Below are 21,774 nucleotides of genomic sequence, written 5' to 3' on the forward strand. Positions count from 1 at the left end.
TCCCCCACAGATACCCTTAGCCTAATCACGGTAACCACGCTTCGCTAGGCAAATCGTAACCATTAGAGGCCCTAGGATTGTTGGGACTTTCGCCGAAATGCGCGTCGGTCTAGGCTGGCGGGCAAGGCAAGGGGCCAGAAGGGGAATCGTATGGCAGGCGGCAAGGGGCCGAAGATCCTGCTCATTATCGGCGGTGGTATCGCGGCATACAAGTCGTGCGAACTGGTGCGCCTGGTGCGCAAGCAGGGCGGTTCGGTCACATGCGTGCTGACCGATGGCGGGGCGAAGTTCGTGACCCCCATGGCACTGGCGGCGCTGAGCGAAAACCCGGTCCACACCACGCTATGGGACCTGCGCAACGAAGTCGAGATGGGGCATATCCAGCTCAGCCGCGAGGCTGATCTGGTGGTGGTGTGCCCGGCGACCGCCAACATGCTGGCGAAGATGGCTGCGGGCATCGCCGACGATCTGGCCACGACCCTGCTGCTGGCGACCGACAAGCCGGTGATGGTGGCCCCGGCCATGAACGTGAAGATGTGGGAACATGATGCGACCCAGATGAACGTGGCCCGCCTGCGTGAAGCTGGCGTGACGGTGATCGACCCCGATGAAGGGGCGATGGCTTGCGGTGAATACGGCCCGGGGCGACTGCGCGAGCCGGAAGAGATCTGGAACGCGATCGCCGATCTGCTGGGCGCGGAGCAGGTTGCCCCGCGCGAAGAAGTCGATCTCGTGCCCGCTCCTGCCATCGCCAAGACCGCCCCTGCTCCAGCTATCGAAGTCGAAGCGCTCGAGCCCGAACCCGAAGTCGAAAGCAAGGGCATGCTGGGTGGGCTGCTGGCTTCCATCATCCCGCGCAAGACGCCCCAGCGTTCGGTGGAGGAAATCGAAGCTCAATGGGATGTACCGGAAAGTGAAGAGCCGGATGAAGCTGACTGGGGCGACGAGGACGATACGATTGCCGACGGCGAAGAGGCGGAAGCACGGACGGCAACAGCGCCTGATGCCGGTCCGATCCTTGCCAGCAAGGGCAAGGCTATCTCGGCCCCGCCGACCGATGCCGATGCGATCAACCATACAGTCGCAACGGGCACTGGCGACCAGATGCCAGAGCCCATCGCAGGAGATTCGTCGACGGGCCTCGCGAGGGCACCGGTCGTGGAAGAGGAAATTGATAACAATCCGCTGATCGGCCAACCCGCTTTCGATACCGATCCGGAACATCGGCCGCTTTACGGCAAGCATGTGCTGATCACTGCCGGGCCAACCCACGAGCCAATCGATCCGGTGCGCTACATCGCCAACCGTTCAAGCGGGAAACAGGGCTTTGCGATTGCGGCTGCTGCTGCCGCTGCCGGGGCGCGTGTGACGCTTGTCGCCGGCCCGGTTCATCTGAAGACACCGCCGGGCGTGGACCGGATCGATGTCGAAAGCGCACAGGAAATGGCGGCTGAAGTCCGCAAGGCGCTGCCTGCGGACATTGCCGTGATGGTGGCCGCAGTTGCCGACTGGCGCACGCGCGATGTTGCCGGTGAAAAGATGAAAAAGCGCGGCTCGGCCCCGCCGGCTCTGATCCTGGAGGAAAACCCCGATATCCTCACCAATCTTTCAGTGGGTGACAAGCGCCCGCACCTGGTGATTGGATTTGCAGCCGAGACCAACGATGTGGTTGCCAATGCCAAGGCGAAGCGCAAGCGCAAGCAAGCCGACTGGATTGTTGCCAACGATGTGTCAGGCGATGTCATGGGCGGCAGCCACAACACCGTGCATATCGTGACCGGTAGCGGAGTCGAGCATCTCGAGGAGATGCCCAAGGAAGAGGTGGCGATGGCGCTGGTGGAGCGCATGGCAGAAGGCTTGAAGGACGTAGTGGATGGCTGATTCGGTAACTCAAGCAACCACGGTCGGCCATGCAAAGCCTCCCGTGCCGGTGAAACTGAAGCGGCTCAACAATGGCTACGGCCTGCCGTTGCCTGAATATGCAACCGATGGTGCAGCCGGTATGGATGTCGTCTCGGCAGAAGACGTGACGATCAAACCGGGCGAACGGCACGCGGTCGCGACGGGGCTGAGCATGGCGATCCCGCAGGGTTACGAGATCCAGGTCCGGCCGCGGAGCGGGCTTGCGCTAAAGCATGGCATCACTGTGCCCAACACGCCGGGCACGATCGACAGCGACTATCGCGGTGAGCTCAAGGCGATCCTCATCAATCACGGCGACGAGCCTTTTGTCATCCATCGCGGTGACCGGGTGGCACAGCTGGTGCTGGCCCCGGTAACAAGAGCGGTGTGGGAGGAAGCCGATCAGCTCGATGAAACGCAGCGCGGTGAAGGCGGCTTCGGCTCGACCGGAGGTCACGCCAAGCTGGTGTAGACCGCGTTAGTCGAACAGCCCCACCGCGAGCTCCGCCCACACCAGCAGGAACACTAGCACCGCGCCGAACATCAGCATCGTACGACCCAGTGTGGTCTTCGCTATCCGCGCCGCACCTTCGAGCATCACGCCAAGCCCGGCGAACAGGATGGCTGCGGCAACAACATCGCCGATGGTCCAGTCGACTTCGCCAGTGAAGTGCATCGCACCCCATACTGTCGCCAGCAGCAGTGCTGCAAAGATGGCATAGGTCCAACGCCAGCGGACAGCGCTCGCGCTTTGGGTGGGGGCTCGGTTACTTTCCATCGGGCGGCGGTGCGATCACCGTTCCATTGTCGATCGGAGTCGGAATCGACGATTGGGGGATCTGCCAGTTGATGCTTTGAGTCCAGCTGCCCTCAATGGGCTGCCCCTCGGTATCGGTCGGCGGATCGAACCGGGCGTGGCGGGTGAGGATGACGCACGTACGTTCGTCGAGGAGGTTGCTGCCGCTGGAACGGATGATCGTACATCCCGTCGCGCGCCCACTGGTACTGACCTCCATGCGCACCGTCACCACGCCTTCCAGTTCTTCGCGCAAGGCTCGGGCAGGGTAATCGTAAGTCTGAACCCAGCGTTCGGGCTGGATCGCGGCAATCGCACGGTTGGCGGGCAGCGGCGCGGCGAGGTCGGGCGCACGGGCGCGAAGGGGGGGCGGCGCGACCGGCGGGACGACGGGCCCCTTGTATATCGCGTCTTTACAGCTGGCGAATGCCGCATATGCCTTGGCACTTCCCGTCAGCGAAAAGCTCTCCAGCGTCTCCCCGTCCACACGAAATTCCAGCGCCTTCCCGCGTTTGAAAGCCTCAGCGAAGACCGGGGGAATATCGAGCGTAGAAAACGTATCGTAGGCAAAGCTCCACTGCCCTGCCACCGGCCTGCCATCGAACCACAGGTTGGCGGAAAAATCGGGGTGCGGCCTGGATGCGCCGCGTGGCCGTGCGACCGAAAGGGCTTCCACTTCGCCAATGGCCATCACGCCAAAGACATAGCCGTCTGAGGTTTCCTGGCTGACCAGCCCGCACTCATACTTGCTGGTGACGGCTTTCCAATTGCCGAAAGTCTCGAAAGTCCGTCCACTGCTGCCAGCTTCCTGCGCCAATGCGCTGGCGGGAACAGCTATGCCAGCAAGGGCGGTGGCGACGGCAGGAATTCTGAGAAGCGGACCCATGGCGCAAGACTAGCCTGCGCCTCAGCAAATGACGAGCCTTCTTGTCGAATCAGCGCAACCGCCCGGCGAGCCCCGTCAGCTTGAGCAGTTCATCGTGGATCCCGGCCAGTTCTTCCTCGTACCAGCGGTCTATCAGGAAGCCGAGTTCGCCGAGGAAGGTCGGGATCTCTTCCAGCACATAGAAGCTGGCAATCGCGGTCGAGCCGTTCTCGCCATTGCGGTTAGGCAAGTTGGCACGGATGCCGTAGCCGGAGACATAGGCCACCAGCTCGTCGATATTCTGCTGCATAGCTGCCATGCGGTGTTCGTTATTGGCCGAGCGGGCGTGGCCAAGCTCTTCCTTGGCGCGCGAGATGAGTTGCTGGAGATAGGCGTATTTCCGCTCCAGGTTTCCGCGCGGGAGCTCCGTGACTGCCATGATATATTCGCGCTGGATCCGGTGCCGTGCGGTATCGGGATGTTCGCTGGTGGCGAAATCCTGGCTCCACGGAACGGGGGTGCGACCGGCACCGGTTGTGTCGGCAGGCGTCGCGGCTTCAATCTTGCTCTGTTCGGTCATATGCGGAGCTGTCCCTTGGAAAGCTCCGCAATCGCAGACACCGGTAAATGAGCGATTAACCCGGATTGTTCACTGCGCTGTCCATCCAGACTGCCCCGTCGCTTTGCCCTAGCCTTCCGGCCGCACCGAAATCCGCACGGTCTCGCCGGAATTGCCGGGGAAGTCGGTAAACATCGCTTCGACGAGGTTCGGCACCAGGTATTGCAGCCGGTTGCTGGTCGACAGGGCTTCGGCCTTGCCTTCGAACAGGCGCTCGCCGGTTGCGGTGTCGTTGATCTTCAGGTCGATACCGCTGGTGTAGACAGTATAGCTGCGCACTGAAGGCTCGCCGAACCATGGGTCATAGAAACCGAATCCCCAAGCGCCGCGGAAACGGTTGCTGCGGTAGAACCGGCTGCGGCCATAATAGCCGAACCAAGGGTCGAAGAAGGGGTCGCGCAACCCATTCGAACGCACCCTTTCACGACCCTTGTCGACGCCATAGTCGAACCTGACCAGCAAGCTCGCCGTTTCGGGCGGGGCGGGAGTATACCCCAGCCGCGCCATTTCGGCGGAAACCAGCTCGGCGTATTGCGAGAATTCCAACCCGCCTTCGAGTGCAGGGTCGTCGGCAACGACAGCGAAGGATTGGCCCTGTGGTGCTGGAAGCTTGGACGAGAAGCGCGTCACGTCGGTCTTGAACCCGGGCGTAGCGCAAGCGCTTAGAGACAGCAGTGCGAAAGGCACGACGATAGCCCGGATCAGGCGGCGGGTGAGTGAAGTCGGTGTGGTCATAAGCGGCCCCTGCATGCACATTGCCGGTCACGCAAGCTACCCACTCCAGCTTGCGCCCCGAGTCTTATCATCACCATCGCACAATTGCCATGAACCCGGTTTGAATGCGCTGGATAGGCGATGTTACGTCAATGTCGCAGCAGGCCCAGGGCCTCATAGGTGCGGTGCAAGGTCGGCAGGCCACGTTCGCGGGCCTTTGCCGCGCCCTTGGCGAGCACCGCGTCGATCGCTTCGCGGTCTTCCAGCAGCTGGTTGAAGCGGGTCGAGATGGGGCTGAGCGTTTCCGCCAGGAGCTCGCCCAACGCGGGCTTGAACTTGCCGAACCCTTCGCCGCCGAAATCGCCCAAAACGGCGTCGACGCTCTTGTCCGTAAGCGCGGCGTAGATCGTCACGAGGTTGAGCGCCTCGGGTCGCCCTTCGAGCCCGGCTTCCTCGCTCGGCAGCGGTTCGGGATCGGTCTTGGCCTTCCTGACCTTCTTCATGATGGTATCGGCATCGTCGGTAAGGTTGATTCGGCTCATGTCCGATGGATCGGACTTCGACATCTTGGCCGAGCCGTCGCGCAGGCTCATGATCCGCGCGGCCTGCGGCGGGATGTAGGGATCGGGCAGGGTGAAGACGGGATCGTCTTCGCTGGCAAAGTCATTGTTGAACTTCTGCGCGATATCGCGCGCCAGCTCGAGATGCTGTTTCTGGTCCTCGCCCACGGGCACATGGGTGGCCTGGTACAACAGTACGTCGGCCGCCTGCAGCACCGGGTAGGTAAACAGCGCGACCGACTGGCCTTCACGGTTCTTGCCGGCCTTGTCTTTCCACTGCGTCATGCGGTTCAGCCAGCCCATCCGCGCAGTGCCGCCCAGCAGCCATTGCAGCTCGGCATGGGCGGGGACCTGGGCCTGGTTGAACAGGACGCTCTTGTCCGGGTCGATCCCGCAGGCGACCAGCGCTGCGGCCATTTCCAACGTGGCCTTCCTCAGCTCGACCGGATCATGCGGCATCGAGATCGCGTGAAGGTCGGCGAGGAAGAACAGGCATTCGCCCTTTTCTGCGCTACCGCCTGCCGCTGCTTGAGCGCTGGTATCGCTCTCCATCTCCTCCTGCATCCGCACCCAATTGCGGATCGCTCCCAGGTAATTGCCGAGGTGGAGATTGCCGGTGGGCTGGATGCCGGAAACGACGCGCATGATCTGTCCTGAAAGAATCGAAGAGGGAGAATTAGGCTTGGCGGCGCATTAGGCGCTGCACCGTTGCCTTGTCGAGCACGCCGAATACCACCGCCGCACCGCCATAGGCCAGTGCGCTGGTGCCGAGGATGGCAGCAATGCCCAGCGCCTTGTGGATCGCGCTGCCGGTGAACCACGGGTCGATTGCGCTCATCAGCCACCACAGCGCTGCGCCCATCACTGCCGATGCCACCGCCATGCGCAGCACGCGCGAGATTGTCAGGGCTGGCAGGCGGTAGTGCCCTTTGCGGGCCAGGATCGCCGTCAGCAGGATGACATTGGCCCAGGCCCCGACCGATCCCGCTACGGCTAGGCCCAGCACGCCGATCCGCGGCACGAGCACGATGTTGAGTCCGATAGTGACCACCAGCGAGACAGCGGCAGTGTAGACCGGGGTCCTGGTATCCTTGCGGGCGAAGTAGTTGGGGGTCAGCACCTTGACAAGCACATAGGCCGGCAGGCCGATGACGAGGCCGGAGACGACCGTGCCGGTCACCAGTGCATCCTCCACAGTGAAGGCCTGTCCGGCCATGAAGGCACGCACGAAAGCGCTGCCCGTAAAGAACAGCGCCACCGCGCAGGGCAGCGTCAGCAGCATCGCCAGCTCGATCGCATTTGATTGCAGCCGCGCGGCTTCCTCGCCTTCGTCGCGACCGAGGTAGCGCGAGAGCGCCGGCAGGATCGCCGTGCCCAGCGCAATCCCGATAATGCCCAGCGGCAGCTGGTTCCAGCGATCGGCCATGGCAAGGTAGGTGTAGCTGCCGACTTCCAGCGTGGAGAGGAAGAACAGGTCGACGAAGCGGCTGATCTGGTAGATCCCGGCGCCGAAAATGGCCGGGACAACGAGAATGCCCAATTCCTTGACTCCGCTCGTCACCCGCGGCGCGACGAGGCCGAGGCGGAATCCCGCGCGACGCATGAAGCCATAGAGCCACAGGACCTGGACCAACCCTGAAAGCGACAGGGCCCACGCCATCCATTGTGCCGTTTCACGCCGGGCTTCGAGCCCTTCGCCGAGCGTCAGGCCATAGGCGAGCGCCACAATGAGGCAGATGTTGAGCCAGATCGGGGCGGCGGCTGCAGCCGCGAAACGCGACAGCGAATTGAGCACAGCGGCGACCAGTGTCGCAAGGCTCATGAACAGCAGGTAGGGAAAGGTGACCCGTGCCATGAAGATGGCGATGTCCAGCGAGTCGCCGTTCTCCGCCAGACCTTCGGGCGCGAAATACTCCACCACCCACGGCATTACGATCAACGCCAGCGCGCCGAACACGATCAGGATCGGCAGCAGGATCGACAACACGCTCTCGGCGAATCTCCGCGCCTCGGAAATGTCGCCGTCTTCTTTCATCCGCCGATTGAACAGCGGCACGAAGGCGCTGGCGAAAGCGCCTTCGGCGAACAGCCTGCGGAAGATATTGGGCAGCATGAAGGCGAGCTGCCAGGCATCGCCCATGGCGGTTGCGCCCAGCACGCGCGCGATCAGAATGTCGCGCACGAAGCCGAACACGCGGCTGACGGCTGTCAGCCCGCCGATCGTTCCCACGTTCTTGAGCAGGCTCATCGTGCCTCGCCCGCTATCACGGAGTGCTTACGCGTCGCCTGCCGGGGCATCGCCGCCCTGTGCTGCCGCTTCTTCGGCGGCCTTCTGCTGCAGGCGCTGCATATAGAGGCCGTTGAAGTCGATCGGATCGAGCATCAGCGGCTGGAAGCCCAGGTCGCGGGTCGCATCGGCAATGACGCGGCGGGCGAAGGGGAACAGGATACGGGGCGCTTCGGCGTAGATGAACATGTGCGCCTGGTCTTCGGGCATGTTGCGGATACCGACGAGCCCGGCATAAACCAGCTCGATCAGGTACAGCGCGCCGCTGTCGGTCTTGGCCTCGACGTTGATCTTCAGCTCGACTTCGCTGACTTCTTCGTTGACCGCATTGGCCCCGATGTTGAACTGCAGATCGACCGCTGGCTGCTCGTTCCACTGGTACACGGCAGGGGCATTCGGGTTTTCGACCGACATGTCCTTGATGTATTGCGAGATGAAACCGGCGGTCGGGCGAGTGTCGGCGCCATTTGCCCCGGCAGCCGGGTCAAGATTGAGATCGGTGAGAACGTCGCCTTCGTCGGCCATGATGTTTACGTCTTTCGTCTAGCTTGTGAATAGGTGCCCGGATCTGCATCCGGTATCAGCGCGCGCGCCTAGCACTCGTGCGGCCTGCCCGCAACGCCGGTGACGCTCTGCGATAAAGCAGGGCTTGGCCTGACCGAGGCGGGGCGTTGTGGATTTGTAATGGGTCCCTATGTAGGGTTAGGGCGTTAAGCATGGGACTTGGGCAGCAAAGCATGCTAGGATCGCGACGCTGCAGATAGGTGAAACCACACGTGATTTTCGAGATTGTCATCCTCGCCATGATCGCCGCTTTCCTCGGCATGCGGCTCTATTCCGTTCTCGGCCAGCGCGCCGAGCATGAGGAAGAGGTGATTCCCAATCGGTTCGATTCCGGCGAACAAGCGCAACAGCAGGCGGAGGCACGTCCGCAGCCGACCGCGCAGGTGATTGACCTGCCGCGCAACCCGAACCTGCATCCTTCGGTCGAGCAGGGCGTGCGCGCGATTGCCGCAGCCGATCGCAGCTTCGACCTGCTGTCTTTCATCGAAGGGGCCAAGGGCGCCTATGCCATGGTGCTGGAAGCGTTTTGGAAAGGCGACAAGGAAACCCTGCGTGAACTGTGCGATCTCGACGTGTACCGGAGCTTCGCCGGTGCAATCGATGCCCGCGTGGAAGCCGGGCACACGCTCGACAACAAGTTGATCCGGATCGAGGATGCGACCGTTCGCGATGCCGAACTTGATGGCCGCACTGCGCGCGTCACCGTGCTGTTCGTATCTGACATCGCCGCCGTGACCCGCGATGCCGAGGGCAACCTCATTGCCGGTTCGCTCGACGACGCGATCGAAAGTCGCGACATCTGGACTTTCAGCCGCCAGGTCGATGCTGCAGGGCCCGACTGGATCCTCGACGAAACCGACGAAGGCTGAGCGGGGCCAGAGGGCCCAACGCTCAGCGCAAGGAGACAGCAATGCGCCGCTGTATCGTAGCCATAGCGGCGCTTGTGCTTCCTGCCTGCACCATCATTCCCGATACCAAGCCACCGAGCCCGCTTGAGCCGGTGCCGGAAGCGACCGTCGAAAGCGCTGCCTTCCTCGGGATTGAGCGTGGGCCGCGTATCGTTGACCTCAAGCTGCAGCCGCAGGATGCAAACCTGGCGCTCGCGGCATTTGTCGAGAGCTGCGACTGGCTGACGGTCAAGGATGACCGCAGCGGGCTGACCTTCCCTGCCGATTGGCAGGAGCCGTGCGACATTGCCCACGGCTGGCCCGCCACGCGCGGGGTCGATTTCTTCCTGCAAGTGTTCGAGACCGCCCGAATCGGCAGCGGCGAGGCTTTCGCCACTGGCTACTACGAGCCCGAAATTGCCGGCACCCGCGAGCAGCGCGCTGGCTACGCCGTCCCGGTGTATCGCGTGCCGGACGATCTGTTGCGCGGCTGGCCCGACGACGTCCCCGAAAGCGAGCGCACCGGGCGGGCACCGCTTGGCCGGATCGACGAAAACGGCAAGCACGTACCCTACTACTCGCGCGCCGAGATCGAGCGGGGGGCGCTGGCCGGGCGTGGGCTGGAGATCGCCTGGGCGGCGGACTACATCGACATGTTTTTCCTGCAGATCCAGGGCTCCGGCCTGCTGCGCCTGCCCGATGGGCAGGTGATGCGGATCGGCTACGCCGGGCAAAACGGGCGCGGCTATACCGGCATCGGCGGCGTCATGCGCGAACGCGGCCTGCTGGGCGATGGGCCGGGCCAGTATGCCGGGAGCATGCAGGGCATCGTCCGCTACCTGCGCGAGAATCCCGAGGATGGGGCCGACCTCATGCGCATGAACGAAAGCTGGATCTTCTTCCGTGAGCTGACGACCGATGGCCCGCTGGGATCGCTTGGCGTGCCGGTGCGGCGCGGCAGCAGCGTGGCGGTCGATCCGCGCTTCGTGCCTTATGGCGCGCCGGTCTGGCTCGATCTGGACCGCGACGTGGCTGACGGCCTTTGGATTGCACAGGATACCGGCGGCGCGATCAAGGGCGCCAACCGCTTCGACACCTTCTGGGGCAATGGCGGCGATGCGGCAGAGATTGCCGGCGGGATGAGCGGGCGCGGGCAGGCGCTGGTGCTGCTACCCATCGGAACGGTTGACCGCCTCTTGGCGGGCCGGCCGCAGCCATGACTCACCCTCGCGGCCTGAGCGAGGACGAAGCGGCGGCGTGGGAGAAACTCTCGGCGACGGTCGAGCCGCTGCACCATCGGCGGCCACCGATACGAAGCGTTGCTCCAACCCGCAGCCCGCCATCTGCGACACCGAAGCCAAGACACATGCCGACGCAGCCGCGCAACCCGGTTCAACCCTTACCGCCATCGGCTCGCAAGGTGGCTGCTCCCGGCAATCTCGATTCGCATTGGGATCGCCGCCTCAAGGCAGGCGATATCGCGCCGGACTTTTCGCTCGACCTGCACGACCATGGGACCGACGCCGCATATCAGCGCCTCATGAACGGGATGGAGCAGGCCCGAAGCGTCGGAGCACGCGTTGTGCTGGTGATCACAGGCCGATCGCGCCCGGTCGATCCGGCCGACCGGGCGACGCGGCGCGGTGTGATCCGGGCCAAGATCCTCGACTGGCTGGCAGCCAGCGAACATGGCGAAGCCATCGCTGCCATCCGCAAGGCGCACCGCCGCCACGGGGGTGAGGGCGCACTGTACATCGTGCTCAGGCGAAGCCGATAGGCCAGCCAAAGGTCCAGACATTCATCAGCCGGCCAGGCAAGAAGAATGCGAACAGGCCGGGGACCACCAGCGCCCCCAGGTACAGCCCGACGATCTCCTTGCGGTGTGTCGCCATGTCGCCGCGCCGGGCGGAAGCGACCACTTTCCACGAGGTCAACAACACCAGCGGCACGAACAGGTGAATCCAGCTGAAGCTGCCGCCGGGGCGGATGAACAGGGCGCACAGCGCTGTGATTGTCATCAGGCCGATCCAGATCCGACCGAGCAGCTTGTGCAGCGACGTGCCTTTGCGGGCGATCAGCAGGTAAGCACCCAGCGGAACGGTTGGCAGAACCGTCGCAACATGAATGGCAACGGCTAGGTGGCGGATATTGGGATGCGCGGGGGCGATGCCGGTTGCCCCTCGAATGGTTGCGTAACTGGCCAACAGGGTCATGCCGATCCCGGCGCACAGAATCACCATCCGCAGGACCGGTGGATATTCGACGGGGCCGGGCTTGGCCTTGGTGAAGGGCATGAGGAGGGCGAGGGTAGGCATGCTGGACAGGCTGGACATGGGTAAACTCCGTTTCTGTTCTATCGGGAGCCATGCTGGCGCTGTCCCATTCGCCGGCAAGTATGGTTGCGCGGGAGGGCACCAGGCTTCGTGAAAGGCGCGCAAACCTGCCTGCCTGACACTTTACGATGCGCGAACGGGCGCTAGTCTGACAGGCGATGGACACCGAGAAACCCAATCGACATCGGCCCGTGCTCCGCCGCATTGTGATCGACCTGGCGATCATGTCGGTCATCGGGATCGTGCTGGCGCTTATCGGGCCATTCGGCAGCTTCAACGATCCTTTGCCGATCCGGCTGATGGTGTGGCTGGGCTTCAGCTATTTGGGATATGCCCTTTACAGCCCGATGGGCTTCTTTGTGGACAAGCTGCACGCGTTGCTCGACCTCCCCCGCGCGGGGCTATGGGTCGCTGCGTGCATGGTTGCGACCATCCCAATGTCGCTGGCCGTATGGAGTCTCAACTTCGTCTTTCGCCCGTTCGAATGGCCAACGGCCGAGCAAGCGCTGGTCACTTACCTCTATGTGCTCGTAGTCGGCGGCGGCATCACTGTTCTGTTCCAGGTAATCGGGCATCACCAGGATCATCCGGGGCGGGGCGCAGCAGTTGCCGACAATGACGCACCGCGACAATCGCCCAGCCGGTTCCTTGATCGCCTGCCGCCCGCACTGGGGACCGACCTGCTCGCTCTTGAGATGGAAGATCACTATGTCCGCGTCCACACGGCGCTTGGATCGGATCTTGTCCTGCTGCGCCTGCGTGATGCGATTGCGGAGCTCGATGGGCTGGAGGGAATGCAGGTACATCGCAGCTGGTGGGTTGCCCGCCATGCGGTCGCCGATGTGAAGCGCGAAGGGCGCAATGTCCGGCTGATGCTGGAGGGCGGGCTGGAAGCGCCGGTCAGTCGCGCCAATGTCCAGCCGCTGAAAGACGCCGGCTGGTTCTAGCGGCCGCGCCAGATGGCCCTCTTGATGGCCACCAGCGTAGCTCCGAGCATACCGAAGAATGCCGCCAGCAGGGCATTGCTGATAAGGAAATTGACCCAGCCCATGCGCGGCAGGTCGAGGAAGAAGTAGGCGTAGAAGCCGGTGAATTCTCCGAGCAGGTACGCGAAAGCGCCATAGGCCAACGGCGGAACCATGATGGCTGGAACCATGGGCAGGATCGCCGGAGCTGGCTCAACGAAGCGGAACCACCAGACCAGCACTGCGACCGGCACAATGGTGTGAAAGACCTGGTTGGTATAGCGGTCCAGCCCGACCGGGTGATGGTCGGTTGCGAGCAGTGTCCAGTAGACCACTGCGACAACCGTCAGCGCCGTGACCAACGCAGCCAGTACGCCGCGCGGGATCGCCCGTCCGCTGGCTGCCAATGCCATCACGACAGCGGTTCCGATATTGCTCCAGATGGTGAAGAATCGCGCCAGGCCGGCGGCGTTTTCCGGCACGCTGCCATCGCCGAGCGTCGTCTGAACAGCGAGGGCGCCAAATGCGGTAAGCGCGACAATACCTGCCAACACACGCGGCTGCATCGGGTCTTGCGAAGGGGCGATGGTTATCATGCGCGCCCCTTGCCGCATTCAGCCGACGCTTGGCAAAGGAAAACCCCCGACATTGCTGCCGGGGGTTTCCTGCAACCAACAGGGCCAAGCGGCCCTGGTGCCCGAAGGACTTAGTGGTTGTACTTGGCGTAGCTGACGTCGAAGCGGTCGGCGTCCATGACCTTGGTCCAGGCCTTGACGAAGGTGTCGAGGAAGACCTGCTCGTTGCCGCTTTCCGCGAAGACTTCTGCCTGCGCGCGCAGCTGCGAGTTCGAACCGAAGATCAGGTCGGTGCGGGTACCGCGCCACTTCTCTTCACCGGTCTTGCGGTCGTGGCCGACATATTCTTCATCGCCGCTGCCATCGACCGGGGCCCACTTGGTGCCCATGTCGAGGAGGTTGGTGAAGAAGTCCGTGGTCAGTTGGCCCGGACGGTCGGTGAGCACGCCGTGGCCGGTGTTGCCGGTGACTGCGCCAAGGGCACGCATGCCGCCGACGAGGGCCGTCATTTCCGGCAGGCTCAGGCCCAGCAGGTGCGCCTTGTCGACCAGCATGTCTTCCGTCTTCACCGAAGCCTTGGTCTTCAGGTAGTTGCGGAAGCCATCGGCGAAGGGCTCAAGCGGTTCGAAGCTATCGACATCGGTCTGCTCTTCGGTCGCGTCGCCACGGCCGCCAGTGAAGGGCACGGTCACGTCGTAACCGGCATCCTTGGCGGCCTTCTCGATCGCTGCGACACCGCCCAGCACCACCATGTCGGCCATGGTGATGTTATGCCCGGTGCGGATGTCATCGAGCTTGGCCAGGACCTTGCCCAGCTCTTCCGGATCGTTGGCCGCCCAGTCCTTCTGCGGGGCGAGGCGGATGCGGCCGCCATTGGCGCCGCCGCGGTGGTCGGAGTTGCGGTAGGTAGAAGCCGAAGCCCAAGCCGCCTTGACCAGTTCGCTAACAGTCAGCCCGCTGTCGAGAATCGCTGCCTTCAGCTCACCCAGCTGGGCATCGCCAAGCGGCGGGAACTCGTTGGCGGCAACCGGATCCTGCCAGATCAGGTCTTCGCTCGGTACTTCCGGACCCTGGTAACGGACCTTCGGACCCATGTCGCGGTGGCACAGCTTGAACCATGCACGGGCGAATGCATCGTCGAGCTGTTCCGGGTTCTCCAGGAAGCGCTCCGAGATCTTGCGATATTCCGGATCCATCTTCAGCGCCATGTCGGCGGTGGTCATGATGGTCGGGACCTTCTTATTCGGGTCGCGTGCGTCCGGAGCCATGTCTTCCGGATCGGGGTTGACCGGGGTCCACATCTTGGCGCCGGCCGGGCTTTCCGTCAGTTCATAGTCGTATTTGAACAGCAGGCGGAAATAGTCGTGGCTCCACGAGGTCGGGTTGTTCGACCACGAACCTTCGATACCCGAAGTCGTGATGTTGCCCTTGGCAATTTCTTCCTCGTCATTGAGCCAGCCGAAACCCTGCAATTCCAGCACTTCGCCTTCCGGCGCGCTGCGGAATGTGTCCGACGGGGCAGCACCGTGCGCCTTGCCAAAGGCGTGGCCGCCAGCGGTGAGGGCGACGGTTTCCTCGTCGTTCATCGCCATCCGGTCGAAGGTTGTGCGCATGTCGCGAGCCGACTGCAGCGGGTCGGGGTTGCCGCCCGGGCCTTCAGGGTTGACGTAGATAAGGCCCATCTGGATTGCCGCGAGCGGGTTTTCCAGTGCCCATTCCTTGTCCGGCTGGATGCGGGTTTCCGCACCGGTGTCGACCCACAGTTCCTCAGTGCCCCAGTAGACGGTTTCCGGCTCGAAGACGTCGGCACGACCGCCGCCGAAGCCGAACACCGGGCCGCCCATCGATTCGATGGCGACATTACCGGCGAGGATGAACAAGTCGGCCCAGCTGATGTGCTTGCCGTACTTCTGCTTGATCGGCCACAGCAGGCGGCGAGCCTTGTCGAGATTGCCGTTATCCGGCCAGCTGTTGAGCGGGGCAAAGCGCTGCTGCCCGCTGCCTGCACCGCCGCGGCCGTCGCCAGTGCGATAGGTGCCGGCGGCGTGCCAGGCCATGCGGATGAAGAACGGACCGTAGTGGCCGTAGTCGGCCGGCCACCAGTCCTGGCTGTCGGTCATCAGCGCGGTGAGGTCAGCCTTCAGCGCATTGTAGTCGAGCGCGTTGAAGGCTTCGACATAGTCGAAGTCCTCGCCCATCGGGTCGGGGTTCTTGCCGCCCTGGACGAGCAGTTCGACGGCGGTCGTCTCCGGCCACCAGTCCCTGTTGGTCCGTCCGAACAGCGAACGGGTTGCGCCGTCGCCGTGGAACGGACAGCCGCTGATATCTCCAGTCTTAGCGTCCATGGTTGTCTCTCCTGCTAGTCAAAAAAGGAATCACTACGGGGGTAATGCACAAGTGCGATGGCGGTTTCTGGTTGATTAGTCCAATCGATTAATTGGCAGTGTTTGATCGGATTTGTGATAAAGCCAAAGCATCGACTGGCTCTGACCAATCGGGATAATTTTGTGCCATTTTATAGGGAGTTACCCGCACTGGCCTCGATGCAGGAGTTTGTGGTCAGCCAGCACTAGCGCCATCATTGCCTCGACCACCGGTGTCCCGCGAATGCCGACACAGGGATCGTGGCGACCCTTTGTGCGGATTTCGGTCGGATTGCCTTCCGAGTCGATGGTCTCGACCGGGGTCAGGATTGAACTGGTTGGCTTGAAAGCGACCCGGCAGGTCACTGGTTGGCCCGTGCTGATTCCGCCCGCGATCCCGCCGGCATGGTTGGCTTCGAAGCGGGGTCCTTCGTTTCCGGGGCGCATCGGGTCGGCGTTCTGCTCACCGGTGAGCCGTGCGGCGTCGAATCCGTCGCCGATCTCGACACCTTTCACGGCATTGATGCTCATCATGGCGGCGGCAAGGTCGCCGTCGAGCTTGGCATAGACTGGCGCACCCCAACCGGCCGGCACGCCTTCGGCCACGCATTCGACCACCGCGCCCAGCGACGACCCTGCCTTGCGCGCACCGTCGACCAGCGCTTCCCAGCGCTTCGCGGCTGTTGCGTCGGGACACCAGAAGGGATTGTTGCCGATCTCCGCTACGTCGAAATTGGCCGGGTCGATCCGGTCGCCGCCGATCTCGCAGACATAGGCGGTGATGGTGACTTCAGGGATCACCAGTCGCGCTACCGCGCCCGCTGCCACCCGCATGGCTGTTTCGCGCGCGCTCGAACGCCCGCCGCCGCGATAGTCGCGGAAGCCGTATTTGGCGTCGTAACTGTAATCGGCATGGCCCGGCCGATAGGCCTTGGCGACCTCGGAATAGTCCTTAGATCGCTGGTCGACGTTCTCGACTAACAGGCTGATGGGGGTGCCTGTGGTTTTGCCTTCGAACACGCCAGAGAGGATCTTCACCTGGTCCGGCTCCTGCCGCTGGGTCGTGAACTTGTTCTGCCCTGGGCGGCGGGCATCGAGGAACGGCTGGATGTCGGCTTCGCTCAGCTCCAGCTGCGGTGGGCAGCCGTCGACCACGGCTCCGATCGCCGGGCCATGGCTTTCGCCCCAGGTCGTAAAGCGCAGCACGCGTCCGAAGGTATTCCAGCTCATGCGCCTAGCCCTGCCGCAACTGTGCAAGCCTGTCCATATTTGCTGGACCTACAGTTTCTTGTGCCGCAAGAACAAACCATGATTGCCAAGCTGAAGGGCCTTCTCGACGAAACCGGCACCGACTGGGCGGTGATCGATGTGCAGGGCGTTGGCTACCTCGTGCACTGTTCCTCAAAGACGCTGGCCGCGCTGGGCGAACAAGGCGAGGGCTGCACGATCTACACCGACTTGCAGGTCAGCGAGAATGACATGCGCTTGCTTGGCTTTGCAGAAGCGAGCGAGCGCGACTGGTTTCGGCTGCTGACGCAGGTGCAGGGCGTTGGCAGCAAGGTCGGCCTGGCGATCCTTTCCGCGCTTTCGACCGGGGAACTGCAATCGGCCTGCGCCAATGGAGACGCAGCAATGGTCGCCCGCGCGCAGGGCGTCGGCCCCAAGCTCGCAGGCAGAATTGTCAATGAATTGAAAGACAAGGCGGGGAGCTTGCCTTCTGCGCCGGGTGCGGTAGCTATGGCCGCGAGCCCTGCCGGGAGCGTCAGCGCCGATGCGGTGAGCGCGCTTGAGAACCTGGGGTTCAAGCCGGTCGTTGCTGCGAGGGCAGTGGCGGCTGCGCACGGTGAACTGGGAGAGGGCGCGAGCGAGGGCGAGCTCATACGCGTCGCATTGAAAAAGGCTGCGCAATGAGTGCGGAAAAGAGAGATTGGCGTCGGTTTGTCCTGATCGCCTACGGCCTCGCGATCTTCGCGATTGTGGCGAGTTCAGGCCAGCCGGGCGATCCCGAATGGTGGCCACTGGCGATTGGCTATGTCGTGTTTGCAAGCGTACCGATCGGCGTGCTGTGCGTTGGCCCGAGCCAGGTAGGGCTCAAGACACTGGGCGCGGCTGCCATGGCGGTGAGCGGCATCTGGGCCTATTTCGATGCGACGCATGATCCGGGAGCGGGTTCGACCGCAGCGCTGATGTTCGTAATCCTGCCGTTTTACCAGATCCTGGCGGCGGTGGCGTTCCTGATCCTGCTGTGGCTGGTCAGGCGCTGGGGCGGTGACGAAGGAGAGAGCGAATGATGAAGGCAATGATCGCGGTCGCAGCGCTGGCGCTAGCGGCAACTCCGGCTGTCGCTCAGCAGGCCGATATGACAGCGTTCCAGACCGGGCCGGTGTTCGCCGATTTCGGTCCGCATGCCCCGGTCGCAGGGATCGATCAGCTGCCCGCCGATTCCCAGTTTGCCATCGCCTTCGACGTCGCCACCCCGGCGGCGGACGGCGGGCGCAACCGCGGCTTCGAAAGTGCGGCGCGCTTCATCAACATGCATGTCGCGCATGGCGTGCCGGAAGAAAACATCCGCATCGCCGTGGTGGTGCATGGCAAGGCGGTGATGGACCTGCTGCGCGACGGGGCTTGGACGGCGAAGGGCCTGGAAGGCACCAACGGATCAGGCGCGATGGTGCGTTCGATGCTCGACCACGACGTCCGCTTTATCGTCTGCGGCCAGAGCGCGGCAGCCTATGGCGTGACCCGCGACGACCTGATCCCCGGCGTGGAAATGGCGCTCAGCGCGATGACCGCGCACGCCGTGCTGCAGGGCGAAGGCTTTACGGTGAATCCGTTTTGAGTGGAGCAACTGTTTTGATCGTCATCCTGAACTCGTTTCAGGATCCATCGCTCCCCTCGTGCGGAGACAGCGGCTCAAAGCCCAACCCAATCGCCAGATCGATCCAATGCGGATTGTCGCCTTCGATGAGGTTGATCTTCCATTGACGGTGCCAGCGTTTCAACTACTTCTCGCGAAGGATCGCGCCTTCCATGTCACCGAAGAGCTCGTAGCGGACGAGGCGATTGACCCGGTAGCGCGAAGTAAAGCCGCCGGTGATACCTTCGCGATGTTGCCAAAGACGTTTCTCAAGGTCCGACGTGACGCCAATGTAAAGTGTGCCACGAGGCTGGCTCGCGAGGATATAGACGCAGGGATTGCGCTCAATCGGCATGTTCCGGTGATTGCCGCAGCATGGATGCTGAAACAAGTTCAGCATGGCGGTATAGGGCAACTGTGACCGACCCAATCCCCCTCCACACGCCTGACCGGCAACCGGAAGACCCGGACGCGGCGCTGCGGCCCAAATCGCTGGGCGAATTCGTCGGGCAGGCGGCGGCGAAGGGGAACCTGGCCGTCTTCATCGAGGCTGCCAAGTCGCGCGGCGAGGCGATGGACCATACGCTGTTCTTCGGCCCGCCCGGGCTCGGCAAGACAACGCTGGCGCAGATCATCGCCCGCGAGCTGGGCGTCGGATTCCGCGCCACCAGCGGCCCGGTGATTGCCAAGGCGGGCGACCTGGCCGCGCTGCTTACCAATCTCGAGCCGCACGATGTCCTCTTCATAGACGAGATCCACCGGCTCAACCCGGTGGTCGAGGAAGTGCTCTATCCGGCGATGGAGGATCGCGCGCTCGATATCATCATCGGCGAGGGGCCCAGCGCGCGCAGCGTGCGGATCGACTTGCCGCCCTTCACACTGATCGGCGCCACGACACGGCAGGGCCTGCTGACGACGCCGCTGCGCGACCGCTTCGGCATTCCGGTCCGGCTCAACTTCTACACCGAGGAAGAGCTGGAGAAGGTCGTTACCCGCGGGGCCGGGCTGATGGGCCTGCCGATCGAGCCCGCCGGCGCCCGCGAAATCGCACGGCGTTCGCGTGGCACGCCCCGGGTGGCCGGTCGTCTTCTGCGCCGCGTGCGCGATTTCGTCGAGGTCGAGAAGGCCGTCACCGTCACCGCGAAAATCGCCGATGCCGCGTTGACCCGGCTGGAGGTCGACGGGCTGGGCCTCGATGCCATGGACCGGCGCTATCTCACCATGATCGCCGATATCTACAAAGGCGGCCCGGTGGGGGTAGAGACGCTCGCAGCGGGCCTCGCCGAGCCGCGCGATACGATCGAGGAAGTGGTCGAACCCTACCTCATCCAGCTTGGCCTGGTGGCCCGCACGGCCCGCGGGCGCTGCCTCAATGATCGCGGCTGGGAACACCTGGAACGTACCCCGCCAGCCGGATCGCAGACGGGCCTGTTCGACGAGAATTCTTAACGCTGAGGCAATGATTTCCGCGATTTCGGTCCCATAGCGGGACAATCCGTCAGCTAACGCGCTGTCCGGTCCCAAAAAAACGAAGTGACACGTCGCTTTCATGGTTAACGCGATTGCGACGTTAACGCCCAGGCTGTTCCAAGGGCAGCACGGGGATACGCCCACGCCGGAGACGCCGGTTGTGAGGAAAGCCCCAGCAGGAACAAAAGAGTTTGCCCATGTCGGTAAAAATGGCCCTGGCGAAATTGTCCGCAACCGCTGCCGGCGGTGTGCTGCTGGCTGGCGGTGCGATCCACGTCGCCGAGCCGCAGGCGGCGACGGTCGGCTACAAGTCCACCAAATCGGTGAAGGCGCAGCCCGTCAAATACGTCAAGGAAAAGCGCGTCGTCAAGCGCAAGGTGCCGAAGAAGGTGAAGCGGAAGAAGCGCGTGATCGAACGCGTGGTCGACTGCGTCCCTGCCGGCGGCATGGGCGCAGGCGGCTATCCGATGGCGCATGGGCCGGCCGCTGCAGGTGCCCAGGGTGCCTATGGTGCGCAAGGTGGCTATGCCAGCGGCGCTTACGCCGGTGGAAGCTATGCCAATGGCTGCGGGACCATGGCGATGCCGATCATGTCGGTGGCACCGGCGGTGTTCCCGGTCGGTGGCGGCTTCTCGGGCGGCGGTGGCGGTGACGCCGGCGGCGTAACCGTGATCGGCGGTGGCGGCGGCTTCGGCGGCGGTTTCGGCGGCGGCTTCTTCGGCGGCTTCTTTGGTGGCGGCGGTTCGAGCGGCGGCAATGTGACCGTAACCTCGACCACCACTACCACTGGTGGCAGCAGCGGCGTTGCTTCGTCGACGTCCAGTTCGAGCTCCAGCTCCACATCTGGTGGTGAGAGCAGCTCGACCGGCGGCATCGTGATCGATATCGATATCGACAACTCCAGCTTCGGCGGCTCGACCTCGACATCGACTTCGACCGGGGGCAGCTCGACATCGACGGGTGGCAGCTCGACTTCCACATCGACCGGCGGCAGCTCCACCTCCACGTCCACGGGGGGGATCACTTCGACCACGACCAGTTCGACTGGTGGCAGCTCGTCTTCGGGTAACGTTTCGAGTTCTTCCTCGGGCAATGTTTCGTCGTCGTCCTCGACCTCGGGCAACGTTTCATCGTCGTCGTCCACATCGTCTTCGACATCAGGCAATGTTTCGACCTCGACGTCCAGCTCGGGCAACATCACCAGTTCGACCAGTTCGTCGTCATCGACCAGCTCGAGCACGTCATCGAGCACGTCCAGTTCGTCCAACGGCTCGACCAGCGGGATGAGCTCGACCACCAGCGGTACGCCGGTTCCGGCTCCGCCGATGGCGATCCTGTTCGGTCTGGGCGCCGCAGCCGTGTTCGGTCGCCGCAAGTTCGCGAAGGGCAAGAAGGCCGCGTAACGCCGCCTTCACATGACCCGAAAGCAAGGGGCGCGTTCCATGCCGGACCGCGCCCCTTCTTGTATCCGGAGGCGCAGGCTACGGCGCTGCGACCCAGTCGATATCGCCTGTCGCCACCACGTCGGCCAGTTCCCAGATGTTGGTGTAGCCATAGCCGTAGAGGTTGATGAAGGTCGGGATGTTGAGCGCCAGCGGGGCGCGCTTCGACACCACCGGGGCAGCGTTGTCCGAGAAATTGTTGTTGCAATAGATCAGGATCGGGCGGGAGGTGTCCTCCCCTAGCACTTTGCGCAGCTTGTCATCGGTGAAGTCGGAGAAAGGCAGGTTGATCGCCCCTGCCATGTGCCCGGCCGCGAAAGCGGCGGCACTCCGGGTGTCGAGGATGATCGCGCCCTCTTCCTGCGCCTTGGCGAGGAACTGGGCGAGAGGGATCCGCCGGCCCTCGCGAAAAGGCGCGACTTCCAACGTAAGCTCGGCAAAACCGGGATAGTCGATCAGCGGGTTTTCAGGTGCGTCCTGCGCAACAGCAGGCGTGGCAGTGGCGCATGCCGTGGCGGCCAGCAGAATGATGGATTGTCGCATCGATCCTCTCCTCTTCGGCACTCATAGTGCGC

The 21,774-nt window shown here is 63.5% G+C and carries 23 protein-coding genes and 1 pseudogene; 11 read left to right on the forward strand and 13 right to left on the reverse strand.

Features of this window, described 5'->3' with window-relative positions; genetic code table 11:
* Positions 1–150 precede the first annotated feature (150 nt).
* Both QPW08_RS13870 and dut read left to right on the forward strand, forming a co-directional pair.
* Positions 151–1,881: a bifunctional phosphopantothenoylcysteine decarboxylase/phosphopantothenate synthase gene (locus QPW08_RS13870; RefSeq protein ID WP_284126506.1), complete on the forward strand. Its 1,731-nt coding sequence runs from the start codon at positions 151–153 to the stop codon at positions 1,879–1,881.
* Positions 1,874–2,374, forward strand: a complete 501-nt coding sequence (dut, locus tag QPW08_RS13875) for a dUTP diphosphatase (protein ID WP_284126507.1) — start codon at positions 1,874–1,876, stop codon at positions 2,372–2,374. The genes QPW08_RS13870 and dut overlap by 8 nt, the downstream gene beginning before the upstream one ends.
* A 6-nt stretch (positions 2,375–2,380) precedes the next feature.
* Here the strand turns inward: dut and QPW08_RS13880 are convergent, their stop codons facing one another.
* The 7 genes from QPW08_RS13880 to secB all read right to left on the reverse strand — a co-directional run bounded on the left by QPW08_RS13880 (position 2,381) and on the right by secB (position 8,268).
* On the reverse strand, positions 2,381–2,680 hold the full coding sequence (locus QPW08_RS13880) for a hypothetical protein (protein WP_284126508.1): 300 nt from the start codon (positions 2,678–2,680) through the stop codon (positions 2,381–2,383).
* Complete coding sequence (locus QPW08_RS13885) at positions 2,670–3,584, reverse strand: energy transducer TonB (protein ID WP_284126509.1); 915 nt, start codon at positions 3,582–3,584, stop codon at positions 2,670–2,672. The genes QPW08_RS13880 and QPW08_RS13885 overlap by 11 nt, the downstream gene beginning before the upstream one ends.
* Positions 3,585–3,633: 49 nt before the next feature.
* Positions 3,634–4,143, reverse strand: a complete 510-nt coding sequence (locus QPW08_RS13890) for a hypothetical protein (protein WP_284126510.1) — start codon at positions 4,141–4,143, stop codon at positions 3,634–3,636.
* A gap of 108 nt (positions 4,144–4,251) precedes the next feature.
* Entirely contained in the window at positions 4,252–4,917 is a 666-nt protein-coding gene (locus QPW08_RS13895) for a DUF4136 domain-containing protein (RefSeq protein ID WP_284126511.1), read from the reverse strand.
* A gap of 128 nt (positions 4,918–5,045) precedes the next feature.
* Complete coding sequence (trpS, locus tag QPW08_RS13900; protein ID WP_284126512.1) at positions 5,046–6,101, reverse strand: tryptophan--tRNA ligase; 1,056 nt, start codon at positions 6,099–6,101, stop codon at positions 5,046–5,048.
* A 31-nt stretch (positions 6,102–6,132) separates the two neighbouring features.
* The gene (gene murJ / locus QPW08_RS13905) at positions 6,133–7,704 is read right to left on the reverse strand and encodes a murein biosynthesis integral membrane protein MurJ (RefSeq protein WP_284126513.1); all 1,572 of its coding nucleotides are present in this window, start codon (positions 7,702–7,704) and stop codon (positions 6,133–6,135) included.
* 27 nt (positions 7,705–7,731) lie between these two features.
* Entirely contained in the window at positions 7,732–8,268 is a 537-nt protein-coding gene (gene secB, locus QPW08_RS13910; RefSeq protein WP_284126514.1) for a protein-export chaperone SecB, read from the reverse strand.
* Between the two features lie 251 nt (positions 8,269–8,519).
* On the opposite strand from secB, the gene QPW08_RS13915 reads away from it, so the two are divergent.
* The 3 genes from QPW08_RS13915 to QPW08_RS13925 are packed head-to-tail and all read left to right on the forward strand — an operon-like array spanning position 8,520 to position 10,971.
* Positions 8,520–9,176 (forward strand): Tim44/TimA family putative adaptor protein, encoded by a 657-nt coding sequence (locus QPW08_RS13915; RefSeq protein WP_284126515.1) that lies wholly within the window; start codon positions 8,520–8,522, stop codon positions 9,174–9,176.
* A gap of 41 nt (positions 9,177–9,217) precedes the next feature.
* Positions 9,218–10,414: a murein transglycosylase A gene (mltA, locus tag QPW08_RS13920; RefSeq protein WP_284126516.1), complete on the forward strand. Its 1,197-nt coding sequence runs from the start codon at positions 9,218–9,220 to the stop codon at positions 10,412–10,414.
* Entirely contained in the window at positions 10,411–10,971 is a 561-nt protein-coding gene (locus QPW08_RS13925; RefSeq protein ID WP_284126517.1) for a Smr/MutS family protein, read from the forward strand. Before mltA ends, QPW08_RS13925 begins: the two co-directional genes overlap by 4 nt.
* Here the strand turns inward: QPW08_RS13925 and QPW08_RS13930 are convergent.
* Complete coding sequence (locus QPW08_RS13930) at positions 10,955–11,527, reverse strand: DUF2306 domain-containing protein (protein ID WP_284126518.1); 573 nt, start codon at positions 11,525–11,527, stop codon at positions 10,955–10,957. The two genes, QPW08_RS13925 and QPW08_RS13930, sit on opposite strands and share 17 nt — an antisense overlap.
* A 158-nt stretch (positions 11,528–11,685) precedes the next feature.
* On the opposite strand from QPW08_RS13930, the gene QPW08_RS13935 reads away from it, so the two are divergent.
* Positions 11,686–12,474: a LytTR family DNA-binding domain-containing protein gene (locus QPW08_RS13935; protein WP_284126519.1), complete on the forward strand. Its 789-nt coding sequence runs from the start codon at positions 11,686–11,688 to the stop codon at positions 12,472–12,474.
* On the opposite strand, the gene QPW08_RS13940 is transcribed toward QPW08_RS13935, so the two are convergent.
* The 3 genes from QPW08_RS13940 to aroC form a co-directional block, all read right to left on the reverse strand.
* Complete coding sequence (locus QPW08_RS13940) at positions 12,471–13,088, reverse strand: Pr6Pr family membrane protein (RefSeq protein WP_284126520.1); 618 nt, start codon at positions 13,086–13,088, stop codon at positions 12,471–12,473. The two genes, QPW08_RS13935 and QPW08_RS13940, sit on opposite strands and share 4 nt — an antisense overlap.
* A 110-nt stretch (positions 13,089–13,198) precedes the next feature.
* Positions 13,199–15,412, reverse strand: coding sequence for a catalase/peroxidase HPI (gene katG / locus QPW08_RS13945; RefSeq protein ID WP_284126521.1), 2,214 nt, complete (start codon positions 15,410–15,412; stop codon positions 13,199–13,201).
* Between the two features lie 180 nt (positions 15,413–15,592).
* Positions 15,593–16,660: a chorismate synthase gene (aroC, locus tag QPW08_RS13950; protein ID WP_284126522.1), complete on the reverse strand. Its 1,068-nt coding sequence runs from the start codon at positions 16,658–16,660 to the stop codon at positions 15,593–15,595.
* A gap of 78 nt (positions 16,661–16,738) precedes the next feature.
* On the opposite strand from aroC, the gene ruvA reads away from it, so the two are divergent.
* Genes ruvA through QPW08_RS13965 form a run of 3 tightly spaced genes read left to right on the forward strand, consistent with a single transcriptional unit; the run spans position 16,739 to position 18,269 of the window.
* Positions 16,739–17,341 carry a Holliday junction branch migration protein RuvA gene (gene ruvA / locus QPW08_RS13955; RefSeq protein WP_284126523.1) on the forward strand — a complete coding sequence of 201 codons (603 nt, stop codon included), beginning with the start codon at positions 16,739–16,741 and terminating at the stop codon, positions 17,339–17,341.
* Positions 17,338–17,721, forward strand: coding sequence for a hypothetical protein (locus QPW08_RS13960; RefSeq protein WP_284126524.1), 384 nt, complete (start codon positions 17,338–17,340; stop codon positions 17,719–17,721). The genes ruvA and QPW08_RS13960 overlap by 4 nt, the downstream gene beginning before the upstream one ends.
* Entirely contained in the window at positions 17,718–18,269 is a 552-nt protein-coding gene (locus QPW08_RS13965) for a DsrE family protein (RefSeq protein ID WP_326521314.1), read from the forward strand. Before QPW08_RS13960 ends, QPW08_RS13965 begins: the two co-directional genes overlap by 4 nt.
* Positions 18,270–18,306: 37 nt before the next feature.
* Here QPW08_RS13965 and QPW08_RS13970 read toward each other — a convergent pair.
* Positions 18,307–18,687: pseudogene (locus QPW08_RS13970) on the reverse strand (GIY-YIG nuclease family protein).
* On the opposite strand from QPW08_RS13970, the gene ruvB reads away from it, so the two are divergent.
* Positions 18,663–19,736: a Holliday junction branch migration DNA helicase RuvB gene (gene ruvB / locus QPW08_RS13975; protein ID WP_407674571.1), complete on the forward strand. Its 1,074-nt coding sequence runs from the start codon at positions 18,663–18,665 to the stop codon at positions 19,734–19,736. The pseudogene QPW08_RS13970 and the gene ruvB overlap by 25 nt on opposite strands.
* 230 nt (positions 19,737–19,966) lie before the next feature.
* Positions 19,967–21,160, forward strand: a complete 1,194-nt coding sequence (locus tag QPW08_RS13980) for a PEP-CTERM sorting domain-containing protein (RefSeq protein ID WP_284126526.1) — start codon at positions 19,967–19,969, stop codon at positions 21,158–21,160.
* Positions 21,161–21,238: 78 nt separating this feature from the next.
* On the opposite strand, the gene QPW08_RS13985 is transcribed toward QPW08_RS13980, so the two are convergent.
* Positions 21,239–21,742: a rhodanese-like domain-containing protein gene (locus QPW08_RS13985; RefSeq protein WP_284126527.1), complete on the reverse strand. Its 504-nt coding sequence runs from the start codon at positions 21,740–21,742 to the stop codon at positions 21,239–21,241.
* Positions 21,743–21,774 lie beyond the last annotated feature (32 nt).

It is taken from the genome of Parerythrobacter aestuarii (assembly GCF_030140925.1).
In the GTDB taxonomy this organism is placed as follows: domain Bacteria; phylum Pseudomonadota; class Alphaproteobacteria; order Sphingomonadales; family Sphingomonadaceae; genus Parerythrobacter; species Parerythrobacter aestuarii.